Below are 15,977 nucleotides of genomic sequence, written 5' to 3'. Positions count from 1 at the left end.
ATGCTATCCTTGCATGGTTCTGATTGTGATATCGGCACCGCAATGGCGATAGTTCAGGTCGAAAATGTATACAAACGCTACCGGCTCGGGGAGCAGGAGGTCACGGCGCTCAGCGACGTGACCCTGTCGATCGAGCCCGGGGTGTTTCTGGCGATCGCCGGGCCGTCGGGCAGCGGCAAGTCCACTCTGCTCAATATCATCGGGTGTATCGATACGCCGTCGGCCGGTCGGGTGCTGATCAACGGGCACGACGTGTCGGGCCAGACGCCGGATGAGCTGGCGGACCTGCGCGCGCGTACCATCGGCTTCATCTTCCAGACTTTCAACCTGCTGCCGGTGCTGTCGGCCGAAGAGAACGTCGAGTATCCCCTGCTGCAGTTGCCCGAACTGTCCAAGGCCGAGCGCCAGAAGCGCGTCAAGCATTACCTGTCGATGGTCGGTCTGCGCAAGTATGCCACTCATCGCCCCAACCAGCTGTCCGGGGGACAGCGGCAACGGGTGGCCATTGCGCGGGCGCTGGCGACGCATTCCAAGATCGTGCTCGCGGATGAGCCGACGGCGAACCTGGACCGAAAGACCGGCGAGAACATTCTGCGCCTCATGAAGATGATCAACCGTGAATCGGGAACGACCTTCGTCTTCTCGACCCACGATCGTCGCGTGATGAACATGGCCGATCGCCTCGTGCGCATCGAGGACGGCGAGATCAAGGCGCTGGGCATGCGTAAGGACGATGGCTGGGTGTTCGTCCAGGACCGGCGCGACGAAACCGAAGAAGACCCCGAGATTTGAGGAGATGAGGATGCGATTCAGGCAGATTTGCCTCGGGTTGATGTTGGGCGCTGCGGCCGTGTCGGCCGGGGCCATGGATGATCTGGACAGTCTGCTGGATGTGGCGCAGCCCGTCGCGGCCGAGCGGTCTCCGTATTTCGGATTCGTCGAATTCTCGGCCGCGCGCGCCTATGAGTCGCCGTCGCACTGGTCGAAGCTGCGCGCGCGCGGCGTGCTCGGCATGACCGGCAGGTTGGGGGACGCGGCGAAGTGGAAGATCAGTGGTCGTCTGGATGCGGACATGGCGCCCGCCGTGGAGAGCGATATCTACCCCACGGCGGTGGAGCGGGATCTGCGCGACGAGTTCATGGTGCGCGAGGCCTACGTGGATTTCGCTGCCGGCGGTCTGGACTACCGCGTGGGGCGCCAGCATGTGGTGTGGGGGGAAATGGTCGGGCTGTTCTTCGCCGATGTGGTGTCGGCGCGGGATTTGCGCGAGTTCTACCTGCCCGAGTTCGATCAGATGCGCACCCCGCAATGGGCGGTCCGGGCCGAGCATTTCGGCGACGACTGGCATCTGGAGGCGCTGTGGATTCCGGTGCCGAGCTATGACGACATCGGCAAGCCGGGCGGGGAGTTCTACCCGTTTCTGGCGCCGGCGGGCGCGCGCATCGCGCATGAAGACAAGCCCGGCAACCGTCCGGGCAACATGAACTGGGGTCTGAGGGCGTCCAGGTTGATCGATGGCTGGGATCTTTCGGCGTTTTACTACCGTAGCACCGACATCACCCAGACCTTCTACCGGACCTCGGACGCGCCGCTCGTCTTTACCCCACGTCATGACCGGATCCGGCAGGTGGGCGCGACCTTCTCCAAGGATCTGGGCAGCTTCGTGCTCAAGGGCGAGGCGGTGCACACCCACGGGCGCAAATTCAACACGAACAACCCGGCTGCGCCCTATGGCCTCGAGGCGTCGGATACGCTCGACTATGTGGTCGGGGTCGATGTGCCGATCGGTGCCGACTGGCGCGTGAACGCGCAGTATTACGGCCGGACCTACTACGGTCACAACGACTGGATGGATTGGGACCGGAACGAGCAGGGCTGGACCCTGCTGGTCAACCACGCCTTTACCGACGCGCTGGAGGCCGAAGTGCTGATGGTGTCGGCCTTGAATCGTGAGGATTACATGATCCGGCCGAAGGTGGTGTGGCAGATGACGCCGGTGTGGCGGGGGATTGCCGGGTTCGACATCTTTGGCGGAGACACCTATGGCGTGTTCGGCCGCTACGATGACAAGGACCGCGCCTATCTCGAGGTCAGACGGGATTTCTGACAGCGACCCGGGCCTTCTCCGCTGGCGGCTGATCAGGAGGCGCGTGCGCGTCCGATCCGGTTGGCTCAGATTTCGAGAACGGCCGGATCCGACTGAAGCCGGCGCAGCAGACCCTGTTGTTCGGCGGCGCTGAAAAAGTAGGTGTACAGGTTTCTTTCTCCGGACCCGGTTAGGCTGGCATGGTGCGAGATCTGCTCGTCGACGTAGTCGAGCGGCAGGTGCAGCAACACGGCCGGAGCTTCGACGCGGGGACAGATCCGTTCTTCCCCGGCCACCCGAAAGCCGAGCATCCGGGTGTAGAAACCGACATGGCGTGGATTGACCTCGATGAACAGGTCCGACATGCCGTGGACCAGGCGCCCGAAGATGTAGGCCAGATGGAAGATCGAGCCCAAGACCTCCTTGGAGTTGAAGGCCGGGTCGATGGCCAGGCGCGTCAGTTCGCAGACGCGGGCGCCGCGCTGCCGGGCTGCGGCGATCTCATCGGCATAGAGCTCGTCCGCGCACAGTCCCTCAGGAGAATCCAGGCTCAAGGTCAGCGTGCCGAACATGGTGGTCCCGCGGGATGCGATGAGCGTCAACTGATTGGGGCGGTCATCGAGGCGCGACGGTGCGTGGGTCAGCAGGCCGCGCCAGGCGTACATGCGCTGGATCAGCATGCTGACACGACTGCGCTGGCCATCGGCCGTCGTTCCGAGGCGGATCTGGAAATCACTGCGTGAGAGTACGAACTCTCGGCTCGCCTTCGCGTCCGTCGGCGCAATGCCAAGCGATTGCATGATCGGTGGGGCGGTTGTCACGTTTGATGCCGGCGTGGCGTGATAAGCTCCGTTCATCTCAAATGGCTCGTCAGGGCTGAATCGAGTGCCATGCGCACTGCAGAACGGTCGTGTCGCGCATCCATGGCTGCCTGATCAGTCGAGAAGGTTCGGCGCAAGCGACCGCTGCGAAATCTTTGTGCGCAAAGCGGGCCTGCAATTCACGCAAGACTCTAGCGTCTCGAACGCGCAATGGCTGTAATTTTGTGTAATTGTTCCTTTTGGTCGATGGGATGCGATCATTAGGATTCCACTGGAATGTCTGGCTGCATGGCCGGGGCTACACTTCTTGGAGGGGTTGGAAATGAAGGCCAAGCAATCACTGTTTGGAATGATGTCTGCGTTCTTGGCGGTGCTTCTTCTGCTCGCCGGTTGCGCGACCAATAGTTTTCCGCCTGCGCCGGCGATGGCAGCAGATGCGGATTACAACTATGTGATCGGGCCGGGCGATACGGTCAATATCGTCGTCTGGCGCAACCCTGAATTGTCCATGTCCGTGCCAGTACGCCCGGACGGCAAGATCACCACGCCGCTCGTCGAGGATCTGCCGGCCATCGGCAAGGATGCGACCACGCTGGCGCGTGACATCGAGAAGGCGCTCGAAAAGTATATTCGTGAGCCGGTCGTGACGGTGATCGTGACCAGCTTCGTCGGGCCTTACAGCCAGCAGATCCGGGTGGTCGGGGAAGCGGCCGAGCCCAAGGTCCTGCCGTATCGCCAGAAGATGACCTTGCTTGACGTGATGATCGCGGTCGGTGGGCTGACCGAGTTCGCTGACGGTAACCACGCGACGATCCTGCGGACCGCCGAAGGGAACAAGCAGTACAGCGTTCGCCTCGACGATTTGCTCAAGGATGGTGACGTCTCGGCGAATGCCGAAGTGCGGCCGGGTGACGTGCTGATCATCCCGCAAAGCTGGTTCTGACCGACCGGACTGTCCATCATTCGGGCCTTCGGGCCCGACGCATCTCGAAGTGATCCATGGAAGACATCCTTAGACAAATCATCGGCTACCTGCGCGGCATGTGGCTGTACCGCTGGTGGGGCCTTCTCGCCGCGTGGCTGTTCGGCTGCGCCGCGGCCGGCGTCATTTACCTGATCCCGGATCGCTATGAGTCGTCCGCACGGATCTTCGTCGATACCCAGTCGGTGCTCAAGCCACTCATGTCGGGCCTGGCGATTCAGCCCAACGTGGACCAGCAGATCACCATCCTGTCGCGCACCTTGATCAGCCGGCCGAATATCGAAAAGCTGATTCGCATGGCCGACCTCGATCTGGCGGTCAAGGGGAAGAAGGAGCGTGAGGATCTGATCAACGAGCTGTCGCAAACCCTCAAGATTCGTGGCACCGGACGTGACAACCTGTTCACGCTCTCCTACGAGGATACCCAGCCGGAGCGGGCCAAGCGTGTCGTGCAGTCTCTGGTGTCGATCTTTGTCGAATCGGGCTTGGGCGACAAGCGCAAGGACACCGATACGGCGCGGCGGTTCATCGAGGAGCAGATCAAGACCTACGAGCAGCGGCTCGAAGAAGCCGAGAACCGACTGAAGGACTTCCGGATCAAGAATCTGCCTCTGATGGGCAGCAGTGGCAAGGACTACGTGTCGCAGGTCGCCGAGGTTTCGGGGCAACTGGCTCAGGCGGAACTGGCCTTGCGGGAGGCCGAGAACTCCCGCGACGCATTGCGGCGCCAGCTCGTCGGCGAGGATCCGGTGCTGTTGCCGGAGACCCCGACGCAAACCAAGGTGTCGATTCCTGAAATCGATGGGCGGATTGACGCGCTGCAAAAGAATCTGGATGGCCTGCTCCAGCGCTACACCGATCAGCACCCCGACGTCATCGGCACGCGGCGGGTGATCGAACAGCTGCAAGCGCAGAAGAAGAAGGAGATCGAGGCGCGCAAGAACACGCCGGGTGGCTTCGGCGACGTCAATTCGAATCCGGTCTATCAGCAGATGAAGCTCGCGCTGGCCGAATCCGAGGCGAACGTTGCGTCGCTCAAGGCGCGGGTGTCCGAGTATGCGGCACGCAAGAAGCAGTTGCAGGAATCGGCGAAACTGCTGCCGCAGATGGAGGCGGAGCTCGCCCAGCTGAACCGGGACTACGAAATCAACAAGCACAACTACGAAACCCTCGTGGCGCGCCGCGAGTCGGCCAACATGTCCGTGGAGATGGAGTCCTCGTCCGGGATGGCGGAATTTCGTCTGATCGACCCGCCCAGCGTGCCGATCAAGCCGTCGGCTCCGAACCGGCTCCTGTTGATGCCACTGGCCGGTATCGCGGCCCTGCTGTGCGGGCTTGCGGTGACCTTCGTCATCAGTCAGCTTCGGCCCAGTTTCCTCGATGGGCGGGACCTGCGTGAAGTGACCGGTTTGCCGGTACTCGGGACGGTCAGCTCCGCGCCCGATCCGCGACGCAAGCGGCGGCGGCGGCGCATGAACCTGGCGTTCATGGGTGGCCTCGGTGGCTTGGTCGGGATCTTTGGCCTCATGACTGTCGCGCTTGCGGTACTCGGTAATCATTAAGGAACTGCAATGAGTTTGATCGAAAAAGCGGTCGAGCGGCTGGACCAGCTCAAGCGCGCGGATCAGGTGCCCGGCGCCGAAGCGGCGGGCATCTCCGTGCCGCGGGACCTTGGCGAACCCGTCAAGATCGAGCCTGTCGCGGTCGCGGAGATGTCGGCTGCGACGCCGGCGCAGGGCGATGTGGTCAGTCGCTCGGTGAGCATCGATTTGTCCCGGCTCAATGGCATGGGCCTGGTCACGCCTGACAACCCCCGGTCGGCGATTGCCGAGGAATACCGTGTGGTCAAACGGCCGTTGCTCAAGAACGCCTCCATGAACAGCGCAGCGCGTGTGGAGGATGGCAACCTGATCATGGTGACGAGCGCGTTGCCGGGTGAGGGCAAGAGCTTCACGGCGCTCAACCTGGCCATCAGTATGGCAATGGAGCTCGATCACACGGTGTTGCTGGTCGACGCGGATGTCTCCAAGCCTTCGGTGCTCAAGACCCTGGGGCTTCCGCCGGAGCGTGGCCTCATGGACGTGCTGACGAACGAAGACATTCGCCTGCCGGATGTGCTGTTGCGAACCAACATCGAGAAGTTGGCGATTCTTCCCGCCGGCAACACCAATCAGCGGGCCACCGAATTGCTGGCCAGTGAGGGGATGAACCGGTTGCTGGACGAGATGTCGCGTCGCTACGCCGACCGAATCATCATCTTCGATTCCCCGCCGCTGCTCGTCACCACCGAGGCCAGGGCATTGGCCACGCACATGGGGCAGATCGTGATGGTCGTCGAGGCCGAGCGCACCACGCATTCGGCGGTCAAGCAGGCGTTGGCCACCATTGATGCATGTCCGATCAAGATGATGCTGCTCAACAAGTCGACGATGCAGGGGCCCGGAGGCTACTACGGTTATGGCTACGGCTATGGGTATGGTTACGAGGATTCGGGTGCCGGGGAACAGGCGGCCTGACATGATCCGCTCGAATGATCCGCATCATCTGGCACGCTGCCTGTGCCTGGCCGCGGGGTTGGGTCTCGTACCGCTCGGGGCGCAGGCCGAGTCGAATGTCGTGATCGAACCGGGGGTAAAGACGCGAGCGACGTTCACAGACAACGTGAACACGTCTGCCAAGGGCGACAGTGATTTCATCATGGAGGTCACGCCATCGATTCGTCTGAGTCGTCGCGCCGGACGACTGACCGGCTCGTTCGACGGATCGCTCCGGAACGTCTTGTACACCAACCAGAACGACCGTAGTACGTCATTCATCTCGTTTCGCGGCAACGGCGAGTTCGAAGCGGTCAAGGATCTGCTGTTTATCGAGGCAGTCGGTTCGGTCAGTCGCAACGACCGTTCGGCCTTCGGTTCGCGGAGCTCGTCGGATCCGCTGAACACGAACGCGAACAACGAAACCCGGTACTTCTCCCTGGCGCCGCGTCTGCAGTTCCGCCTGGGGCCTTCGGCCCAGGGGACCTTGCGCTATCAGGCGGCCTGGAACAACGGCAGTTCGATCACGAACAGCCGTCAGACCGACACCTGGACGTTGAACCTGAAAGATGCCGAAGCCTATGGTCCGCTGGGTTGGTATGTGAACTATTCGCATAACACGACCCAATACGACGGCAGTCCACGTGATCTGACCGACGAACTGGGGCGTGCCGGTGTGAGTTATCGGCTGACGCGGCAGGTCGTCCTGCGTGCCTCGGTGGGCCGGGAATCCAACGATTTCAGCCTGTCCGGCCGACAGAGCAAGACGACCTACGGCTATGGCTTCGACTGGATCCCCGGGCCGCGGACCTCGCTGTCCGCGACCACCGAGCAGCGCCTGTTCGGGCGCAGCTATGACCTGGCGTTCTCGCACCGCTCCAAGCGAAGCGCGCTGCAGCTGTCCTACACCCGTGACTACAGCTCATCGGACCAACTGATCCGGACATCGATCGACGACTACTTCTATCAGCTGATCTACGACAGTCTCGGGACGATCTCGGATCCGCTTCAGCGTGAGGCGGCAGCACGATACCTGGTCGACCAGCTCGGTCTGGCCGGTGTCAGTGTCCAGAGTGCGTTCGTCTCCAACACCCAGACGCTGCGGCGCAACCTGCGCGCGGACCTCTCTTTCACCGGGGTCCGCAATACCGTCACCGTGTCGGTGTTCAGGACCGAAGCCGAGCGCATTTCGCCGGACCTCATCGTCTCCGGTCGGGACGACTTTGCCAGCTACAACCTGATCCGGACGCGCGGTTTGAGCCTCGCGCTTTCGCACCGGCTGTCGCAGTTGGCGTCGGCGAATGCGATGCTCGGCCAGACGCAAACCAAGGGTGAGGGCCTGATCTCCCGGAACCAGCGCAGAACCACGTTCTCGCTGGGTGTCAGCCGGCAGCTGGGGGCTCGTTCGAACGGATCATTGACCTACAGGCACCAGCGTCAGACGGGCGATACCGCCTTCACCGAAAACGCCATCACCGCCACGCTCGGCCTCAGGTTCTAGGCATGTACGAAAGCTACTACAAACTGAGCGGAAAGCCGTTCCAGCTCAACCCTGATCCGGCCTTCTTCTTCGGCAGTCGTGGCCACAAGCGGGCCATGGCCTATCTGGAATACGGGCTGCATCAGAACGAGGGCTTCATCGTCATTACCGGCGAAATCGGTGCCGGCAAGACGACCCTGGTGCGCAGCCTCCTGCAGAAGCTCGATCCGGCCAAGGTGGTTGCGGCACAGCTGGTCAGTACCCAGATCGACGCCGACGACATCCTCAGGCTGGTGGCGGCGGCCTTCGGCGTGCCGAGCAAGAATCTCGACAAGGCCGACCTGTTGCTGGCGCTGGAGACCTTTCTCGTCTCCGCGACCGCGTCCGGCAAGCGTGCGCTGCTGGTGGTCGACGAAGCGCAGAACCTGACGCCCCGGGCGGTCGAGGAGCTGCGCATGCTGTCGAACTTCCAGCTCGAGGATCATGCGCTGCTGCAAAGTTTCCTCATCGGCCAGCCGGAGTTTCGCGACATCATGCAAAGCCCGGAGATGCAGCAGTTGCGCCAGCGCGTGATTGCCTCGTATCACCTCGGGCCGCTCGACGTCGAGGAGACCAAGAGCTACATCGAGCACCGCCTCAAGCACGTGGGCTGGCATCCCGATTCGCCGAGCTTCTCCGCCGATGCCTTCGAGGCCATCTACCGCGCTTCCGGCGGCATACCGCGTCGGATCAACACCTTGTGCGACCGCCTGTTGCTCGCCGGTTTCCTCGGCGAGAAGCTCGCGCTCACCGCCCGGGAAGTGGACGAAGTGGCCGCCGAGATGAAAGAGGAACAGCGCAGCGGGCGCCGGGCGAGCACCGCGCGCCTCGTCGCCGCCAAGACGACCGAAAACGTGGCGCCCGCGGCGACGGGTGTCGGTCTCGATCCGCTCGATGGCATCGGTGATCCGGCCGTGGCGGCGCAGTTCGCGCGCCTCGCCGAGGGTTTCGACGCGGCGCGCATCGAGGCCCGTCTCGGTCATCTCGAGCAGACCGTATCCACCGTGTTGCAACTCATGAACCAGATCCTCTCCTCCGAAGACGGGCCGGATCAGGACAAGGCGGTGAAATGAGCGCCGATCGCCCCGTGATCTGCGTGGTCGGCGCCCGGCCGAACTACATGAAGATGGCGCCCATCCTGCGGGCGTTCGCGCGGCACGATCCGCCGATTCCAACCCTGCTGGTGCATACCGGACAGCACTACGACACGGCCATGAACGACCGTCTGTTCGCGGATCTCGAACTGCCGCAACCGGACGTCAACCTCGAGGTCGGCTCTGCTTCGCATGCGGTGCAGACCGCGGAGGTGATGAAGCGCTTCGAGCCGATCATCGACACCCATGGCGCACGCGCGGTGCTGGTGGTGGGTGATGTGAACTCCACGCTCGCCTGCGCCCTGGTGGCCAGCAAACGCCATGTGCCTGTGGTTCATGTCGAATCCGGCCTGCGCAGCGGCGACCGGCGCATGCCCGAGGAGATCAACCGGGTGCTGACCGATCAGGTCTCCGACGTGCTGTACACCACCGAGCGATCGGCGCTGGACAACATCGTCCGCGAGGGGATCGCAGCCTCCCGTGTCGAGTTCGTCGGCAACGTCATGATCGATACGCTGTTGGCGAACCGCAAGAAGGCCGTGCCGGCGGACCGTCTGCTGGCCGAGGCGGGTCTCGATCCGGCACGCATCGAAAGCGGTTATGGGGTGGTCACGCTGCATCGCCCGTCCAACGTGGACCATCCGGCGGTGTTGACGCGTCTGATCGAAACCCTGCATGAGGTCAGCCGCCGTTTGCCGCTGATCTTCGCCATGCATCCGCGCACGCGCAAGAACATCGAGACCCACGGCCTGGCGCATCTGCTCGACTCGCCGGGGTTTCTCGTGCTGCCGCCCCAGGGCTATCTCGAAATGATGGGATTGATGGCGGGCGCGCGCGTGGTCCTGACCGATTCGGGTGGCATGCAGGAGGAGACGACCGCGCTGGGCGTGCCCTGCCTGACCATGCGCGAGAACACCGAGCGGCCGATCACCGTCGAGCAGGGCACCAACACCATGGTGGGCGTGGATGCCCGGGCGATTCTCGATGGGGTCGATGCCATCCTCACCGGAGGCGGCAAGGGCGGGCGAGTGCCGGAACTGTGGGACGGCCGTGCGGCGGAGCGCATCGCCGCGCACCTCCATCGCTGGCTGACCGCCCGCGAGCAGGATGAGGTGGTGGCCCCATGAGCATCGTCAATGCGCTCACCATCGACGTCGAAGACTATTTCCAGGTGTCCGCGCTGGCGCCGCACTTCCCGCGCCGGGAGTGGGAATCGGTGCCATGCCGGGTCGAGCGCAACATGGACGTGATCCTTGCGCTCTTGCACGAACATGGCGCCAAGGCCACGTTCTTCACGCTGGGCTGGATCGCCGAGCGCTATCCCAACCTGGTACGCCTCATCGCCTTGGAGGGCCATGAAGTGGCCAGCCATGGCTACAGCCATCAGCGCGCCAGCGATCAGACGCCGGAGGCCTTCCTCGCCGATATCCGCCTGGCCAAATCCGTGCTGGAGGACATCGCCGGCGTGGCGGTGCATGGTTACCGGGCGCCGAGTTTTTCCATCGGTACTTCGAACCCGTGGGCGCACGACTGCATCGCCGAGGCGGGCTACCGCTACAGCTCCAGCGTCTATCCCGTCAAGCACGATCACTACGGGGTGCCGGACGCGCCGCGTTTTCCCTATCGGCTCGATAACGGTCTGATGGAGATGCCGATCACCACGGTGCGCTACCTGGGGCGCAACCTGCCGGCGGGGGCGGCGGTTATTTCCGTCTCCTGCCCTATGCCGCCTCACGCTGGCTGATCCGCAAGGTCAATACTGAGGACAAACGCCCGGCGATGTTCTACTTCCATCCGTGGGAAATCGATCCGGAGCAGCCCCGGGTGAGTGATGCCGCACCCAAGGCGCGGTTCCGCCACTACGTGAACCTGTCCCGGACCGAAGAGCGCCTGCGTCGGCTCATGCATGATTTCTCCTGGGGGCGGATGGACGACGTGTTTCTCGCCTCCTCCTGACACCCTTTGCCATGTCACTTACCCAAGTCACCGTTCGAAGCCTGACGGCCGCCGATCACGATCGCTGGGATGCGTTCGTCCGTGCCTGCCCGCAAGCCACCTTCTTTCATCAGGCCGCCTGGCAGGGCATCATCGAACAGGTTTTCGGCCATCGGAGCTGGTTTCTGCTGGCGGAGCGCGACGGCCAGATGGTCGCGGTGCTGCCGCTTGCGGAGGTCAAGAGCCGCCTGTTCGGCCATTCGCTCACCTCGCTGCCGTTCTGTGTGTATGGCGGCGCGGTCGGCGAGGCCGAAGGCGTGGCCGCACTCGAGGCGGAAGCCGAGCGTATCGCCGTGTCGCGCGGCGCGGCGCATCTGGAGTATCGCAATCTCGAGGTGCGTCACGCCGACTGGCCGCGGCAGGATCTCTACGTCACCTTCCGCAAGGCGATCGATCCGGACGTCGAGGCCAACATGCAGGCCATTCCGCGCAAGCAGCGCGCCATGGTGCGCAAGGGCATCAAGAACGGTCTGCTCAGCCAGATCGACGACAACGCCGATCGCTTCTTCGCCCTCTACTCGGACAATGTCCTCCGGCACGGGACGCCGGCGCTGCCCAAGCGGTTCTTCGAAACACTCATGCGCACCTTCGGTGACGACTGCGAAGTGATGACCGTGACCGATCCGGCAGGCAAGCCCCTGTCCAGCGTGCTCAGCTTCTACTTCCGTGACGAGGTCCTGCCGTACTACGCCGGCGACGACGTCGCCGCCCGCGCCCTGGCGGCCAACGATTTCAAATATTGGGAACTGATGCGTCGTGCCTGCGAACGCGGCTGCCGGGTGTTCGATTACGGCCGCAGCAAGGTGGGCACCGGGCCCTACAGCTTCAAGAAGAACTGGGGGTTCGAGCCGCAGCCGCTGTCCTACGAATACCGGCTCTACAAACGCGACAGCGTGCCCCAGAACAATCCCATGAATCCGAAGTATCGCGCCTTCATCGCCTTGTGGCGCCGCCTGCCCTTGTCGGTCGCCAATGCGCTCGGGCCGCACATCGTGCGCAATCTGGGCTAGGCATGAGCAAGCCGCCGCTGCTGTATCTGGTGCACCGGATTCCCTATCCGCCCAACAAGGGCGACAAGGTGCGCTCCTTTCACCTGCTCAAGCACCTGGCGGAGCGTTTCGAGGTGCATCTGGGCACCTTCGTGGATCATCCGGACGATTGGCAGCATGTTCCGGCGCTCGATCGATGGTGCGCGTCGGTGCGTGTCGCCGCGCTGTCCCCGCGTCTGGGGCGCCTGCGCAGCCTGACGGGATTGCTCACGGGGGAGGCGCTGACGCTGCCGTTCTATCGTGATCGCGGACTGGCTGAATGGGTCCGGCAGACCCAGCGGGCGTGCGGTATCGACCGGGTGGTGGTGTTCAGCGGGGCCATGGCGCAATACCTCGAAGATCTGCCCGTGACCCAGACGTTCATCGATTTCTGTGACGTGGATTCGGCCAAATGGAGCACCTACGGGCAGTCGCGCCCGTGGCCGCTGTCGTGGCTGTATCGCCGCGAAGGGCGTCTGCTCGGCCAGTTCGAGCGCCAATGGGCGAAGCGGGCGGATCACACCAGCTTCGTCACCCGCGCCGAGACCGAACTGTTCCTGACGGCGGCGCCTACGCTGCGCGACAAGACGGTCGTGGTCGAAAACGGGGTGGATGCCGAGTTCTTCTCTCCGGCCAACGGCGGGGCGTCGCCCTTCGAGGGCGATGGGCCCCATCTGGTGTTTTCCGGTGCGATGGATTACTGGCCCAACGTGGATGCGGCGTGCTGGTTTGCCGACGAGGTGCTGCCGCAGCTGCGTCGCCGCCATCCGGGGGCGCAGTTTCACGTGGTCGGGATGAATCCGGCGCCGTCGGTGCTCGCCTTGGCGAAGCGCGACGGGGTTCATGTGACCGGCACCGTGCCGGACGTGCGGCCGTACATCCATCATGCCGATGTGGTGGTGGCGCCGTTGCGCGTGGCGCGCGGGATTCAGAACAAGGTGCTCGAGGCGATGGCCATGGGACGCCCGGTGGTCGCATCCAGCGCCTGCGCCCGTGGTTTGCGCGGTACGCCGGGGCTTACGCATGAGGAGGCGACGAGCGTGGACGAGTATGTGGCGGCCGTTGATCGGTGTTTGGGTGAGGGTGGAGCGAGCATGGGGCGGCGGGCTCGCGAAGCGGTGTTGCAGGCCTATGCCTGGCCCGCTCATCTGGGGCTTGTGACGCAGTGCCTGCTGACAGAGGTGTCGGCGTGAGCGCGGAGTTGGCACAGAGCCGCAGCCGGGCGTCGGTCCTGTTCGGCGGTCAGGTCGGCCGGAATCTGCTGTTTCTGCTGATGCTGGTCGCGGTGTGGTCGCTGCTGCTTTGGCCGACACTCAATGACATGATCCAGCTGTGGCTTCGCTCCGAGACTTTTGCCCACGGGCTGGTGGTCATGCCGATTGCCGCCTATCTGGTGTGGTCGCGACGCCAGCAACTGGTCGGAGTGATGCCACAACCCGCCTGGATCATGCTCGCGCCGTTCCTGCTCGCCTTGACGGCCTGGTCGGCAGGCGTGGCCTTCAGCGTTGCGGGGGTCGAGCATTTTGCCGGTGTGCTGGTGTTGATCACGATGGTCTGGTTATGCGCCGGCCATGAGTTTTTCCGAGTGATTGCCTTTCCCATGGGCTTCCTGTTGTTCATGGCGCCGGTGGGTGATTTCCTGATCCCCGTCATGATGCAGCAAACGGCCCAGTTCACCGTGGAGGCCTTGCGCCTGAGCGGAATCCCGGTCTACCAGGAGGGGACGCATTTCGTCGTACCCAACGGGAGCTGGTCGGTGGTCTCGGCCTGTAGCGGGATCCGCTACCTGATCGCATCGCTGATGGTTGGTGTGCTCTATGCGTATCTGAATTATCGCAGTCTGAAAAAACGACTCCTGTTCGTGCTGGTGGCATTGCTCGTCCCGATCGTCGCCAACTGGGTGCGCGCCTATCTGATCGTGCTGCTCGGCTACCTGAGCGGAAACACCCTGGCGGTGGGCGTGGATCATCTGATCTATGGCTGGGTCTTCTTCGGTTTCGTCGTCCTGCTGATGTTCTGGATTGGCAATCGCTGGGCCGATCCATCTGGTGAAGCGATGTCGGACGTGCGGATCATGCCGCTGTCGACTCGCCGTGGCCGTTGGTACGGGGGTGTCCCGGTCGCTGTCATCTTGCTCGGTCTGGCCGCGTTGGCGACCCACGCTGTCAGGCCAGTCGATCGGCCTTTCGCGTTGAAGGCCGATTTGCCGCCGGCGGAACAGGGGTGGGTACTCGACGAGGACGCCACGCCCTTCGCGCCGGGGTTTCAGGGTTTCCGTGGCGAGATGAAGGGCGTGTACCGGCGCGACGGCGCCGTCGTCAGCCTCTACACGGCACTGTATGCCGACCAGGCGCCGGGGCACGAACTCGTTGCCTGGTTCAATCAGTTGGTCCCGGACAAGAAGACCTGGCGCATCGTTGCTCAGAATACCGAGCTGGTCGCGGCAGGTCGTGTCAATCATGTTCGCATGACCGGTCCGGATGGCCCGGTCAATGTCTGGCATTGGTATGTGGTGGGCGACGCGGTTGAAGCGAGTGACTACGTTGCCGGATTCAGGGTGGTGTGGAGGCGTCTGTGGCGTGGAACCGACCGAGGGGCGCATGTGGTGATTGCGGTCGCAGGTGAAGATGACGCCGCGGCGCGGGCTAGCGCTACCCGGTTCATCGCTGCGCATCACGGCGCGATCACCCGAGCCATCGAACACGCCACGGAGCAGGCACATTGACCGAACAGGGGGCACTGCCGCCGCTCGTGGCGCACGTCCTGTTCAGTTTCCGGATCGGCGGCCTTGAAAACGGGGTCGTCAATCTGATCAATCGCATGCCAGCGGAGCGGTTCCGGCATGTCGTCATCGCCCTGAGCGACTGCGACGAGACCTTCGCCCGGCGGATCGTCCGACCCGACGTGCAGTGCATCGCCCTGCACAAGTCGCCGGGGCATGGGGTCAAGCTGTTTCCCCGGCTGTATGCGTTGCTGCGGCGCCTGCGCCCGGCAATCGTGCACACGCGCAATCTGGCCGCGCTCGAGATGACGATTCCGGCCTGGGCGGCCCGGGTGCCGGTGCGCATCCACGGCGAACATGGCTGGGACAGTTCCGATCCGGATGGACAGTCACGAAAATATCGGCTCTTGCGCCGTTTGCATGCGCCGTTCGTGACACAGTACATCGCCTTGTCCGAGCATCTTTCGTCATATTTGACCGGTGCCGTCGGCATCCCGTCCGAACGGGTCTGCCGGATCTGCAACGGGGTGGACGTGGCGCGTTTCGAGGCCGGTTCGCTGCGGTCGATGCTGCCGGGGGCGCCCGCAGGATTCGTCCCCGACAACGCGATCGTGTTCGGTGCCGTGGGACGCCTGCAGGCGGTCAAGGATCAGCTCACGCTGGTGCGCGCCTTTGCGCACTGGCGTGCGTCGGGCTCGTCGCTGGCTGACCGCGCACGGTTGGTGCTGGTCGGTGACGGCCCCCTGCGGGCGAAGATCGAAGCGCAGATCGTCACATCGGGCTTGGACAATGCGGTCTGGCTGGCGGGGGCGCGCGACGACGTGCCGGCCTTGATGGCCGGGATGGATTGCTTCGTGCTGCCTTCGAAGGCAGAAGGGATTTCCAATACCCTGCTCGAGGCCATGGCCTGTGCGCGGCCGGTGATTGCGACGCGGGTCGGCGGCAACGGCGAACTGGTCGCGGACGGCGAAACCGGCGTGCTCGTGCCGCCGAACGACCCCGCGGCCCTGGCGACCGCGATGGCTGCGATGGCCGAGAATGCCGACATGCGCGCGCGCATGTCGACGGCCGCCAGAGTGCGGGCGGTGTCCACCTTCAGCCTGGAGGCGATGGTGGACCGCTACATGAACGTGTATGACAATGCTCTGGTGCGTGCCGGTGTGACCGCGCCAGGGCGATAACCAGCAACAGAGAAA

13 protein-coding genes and 1 pseudogene are annotated in these 15,977 nt (G+C 63.7%); 13 read left to right on the top strand and 1 reads right to left on the bottom strand.

Translation table 11 applies throughout. The annotated features are described in order from the left end of the window. Positions 1–42: 42 nt before the first annotated feature. Entirely contained in the window at positions 43–792 is a 750-nt protein-coding gene (locus G3580_RS13495; protein ID WP_173766315.1) for an ABC transporter ATP-binding protein, read from the top strand. Positions 793–865: 73 nt separating this feature from the next. After that, positions 866–2,107: a DUF1302 family protein gene (locus G3580_RS13490; protein ID WP_228720669.1), complete on the top strand. Its 1,242-nt coding sequence runs from the start codon at positions 866–868 to the stop codon at positions 2,105–2,107. A 65-nt stretch (positions 2,108–2,172) separates the two neighbouring features. Here the strand turns inward: G3580_RS13490 and G3580_RS13485 are convergent, their stop codons facing one another. Next, entirely contained in the window at positions 2,173–2,943 is a 771-nt protein-coding gene (locus tag G3580_RS13485) for an N-acyl amino acid synthase FeeM domain-containing protein (RefSeq protein ID WP_217424499.1), read from the bottom strand. Positions 2,944–3,229: 286 nt separating this feature from the next. Between G3580_RS13485 and G3580_RS13480 the strand changes: the two genes are divergently transcribed. The 11 genes and pseudogenes from G3580_RS13480 (at position 3,230) to G3580_RS13430 (ending at position 15,962) form a co-directional block, all read left to right on the top strand. Then, positions 3,230–3,850: an XrtA/PEP-CTERM system exopolysaccharide export protein gene (locus G3580_RS13480; RefSeq protein WP_173766312.1), complete on the top strand. Its 621-nt coding sequence runs from the start codon at positions 3,230–3,232 to the stop codon at positions 3,848–3,850. A 56-nt stretch (positions 3,851–3,906) separates the two neighbouring features. Next, positions 3,907–5,451 carry an XrtA system polysaccharide chain length determinant gene (locus G3580_RS13475; protein WP_173766310.1) on the top strand — a complete coding sequence of 515 codons (1,545 nt, stop codon included), beginning with the start codon at positions 3,907–3,909 and terminating at the stop codon, positions 5,449–5,451. Between the two features lie 9 nt (positions 5,452–5,460). Continuing rightward, positions 5,461–6,405, top strand: coding sequence for an XrtA-associated tyrosine autokinase (locus G3580_RS13470; protein WP_173766309.1), 945 nt, complete (start codon positions 5,461–5,463; stop codon positions 6,403–6,405). A 1-nt stretch (position 6,406) separates the two neighbouring features. Further along, positions 6,407–7,924, top strand: coding sequence for a TIGR03016 family PEP-CTERM system-associated outer membrane protein (locus G3580_RS13465; RefSeq protein WP_173766307.1), 1,518 nt, complete (start codon positions 6,407–6,409; stop codon positions 7,922–7,924). A gap of 2 nt (positions 7,925–7,926) precedes the next feature. Next, a complete protein-coding gene (locus G3580_RS13460) occupies positions 7,927–9,015 on the top strand; it encodes an XrtA/PEP-CTERM system-associated ATPase (RefSeq protein ID WP_173766304.1) in 1,089 nt (362 codons plus the stop codon). After that, positions 9,012–10,163: a non-hydrolyzing UDP-N-acetylglucosamine 2-epimerase gene (gene wecB, locus G3580_RS13455; RefSeq protein WP_173766302.1), complete on the top strand. Its 1,152-nt coding sequence runs from the start codon at positions 9,012–9,014 to the stop codon at positions 10,161–10,163. The genes G3580_RS13460 and wecB overlap by 4 nt, the downstream gene beginning before the upstream one ends. Beyond that, positions 10,160–10,992, top strand: a pseudogene (locus tag G3580_RS13450) (XrtA system polysaccharide deacetylase). Before wecB ends, G3580_RS13450 begins: the two are co-directional and overlap by 4 nt. Before the next feature lie 11 nt (positions 10,993–11,003). Continuing rightward, positions 11,004–12,041, top strand: coding sequence for a FemAB family XrtA/PEP-CTERM system-associated protein (locus G3580_RS13445; protein WP_173766300.1), 1,038 nt, complete (start codon positions 11,004–11,006; stop codon positions 12,039–12,041). Positions 12,042–12,043: 2 nt separating this feature from the next. Further along, positions 12,044–13,252, top strand: coding sequence for a TIGR03087 family PEP-CTERM/XrtA system glycosyltransferase (locus G3580_RS13440; protein ID WP_173766298.1), 1,209 nt, complete (start codon positions 12,044–12,046; stop codon positions 13,250–13,252). Beyond that, the gene (gene xrtA, locus G3580_RS13435) at positions 13,249–14,784 is read left to right on the top strand and encodes an exosortase A (RefSeq protein ID WP_173766296.1); all 1,536 of its coding nucleotides are present in this window, start codon (positions 13,249–13,251) and stop codon (positions 14,782–14,784) included. The genes G3580_RS13440 and xrtA overlap by 4 nt, the downstream gene beginning before the upstream one ends. After that, on the top strand, positions 14,781–15,962 hold the full coding sequence (locus tag G3580_RS13430; RefSeq protein ID WP_173766294.1) for a TIGR03088 family PEP-CTERM/XrtA system glycosyltransferase: 1,182 nt from the start codon (positions 14,781–14,783) through the stop codon (positions 15,960–15,962). Before xrtA ends, G3580_RS13430 begins: the two co-directional genes overlap by 4 nt. The last annotated feature ends 15 nt before the right edge of the window (positions 15,963–15,977 follow it).

Source organism: Nitrogeniibacter mangrovi (genome assembly GCF_010983895.1).
In the GTDB taxonomy this organism is placed as follows: domain Bacteria; phylum Pseudomonadota; class Gammaproteobacteria; order Burkholderiales; family Rhodocyclaceae; genus Nitrogeniibacter; species Nitrogeniibacter mangrovi.
The sequence above is the reverse complement of the archived record's forward strand: the minus strand, read 5'-3'. Positions and strand labels throughout refer to the sequence as shown.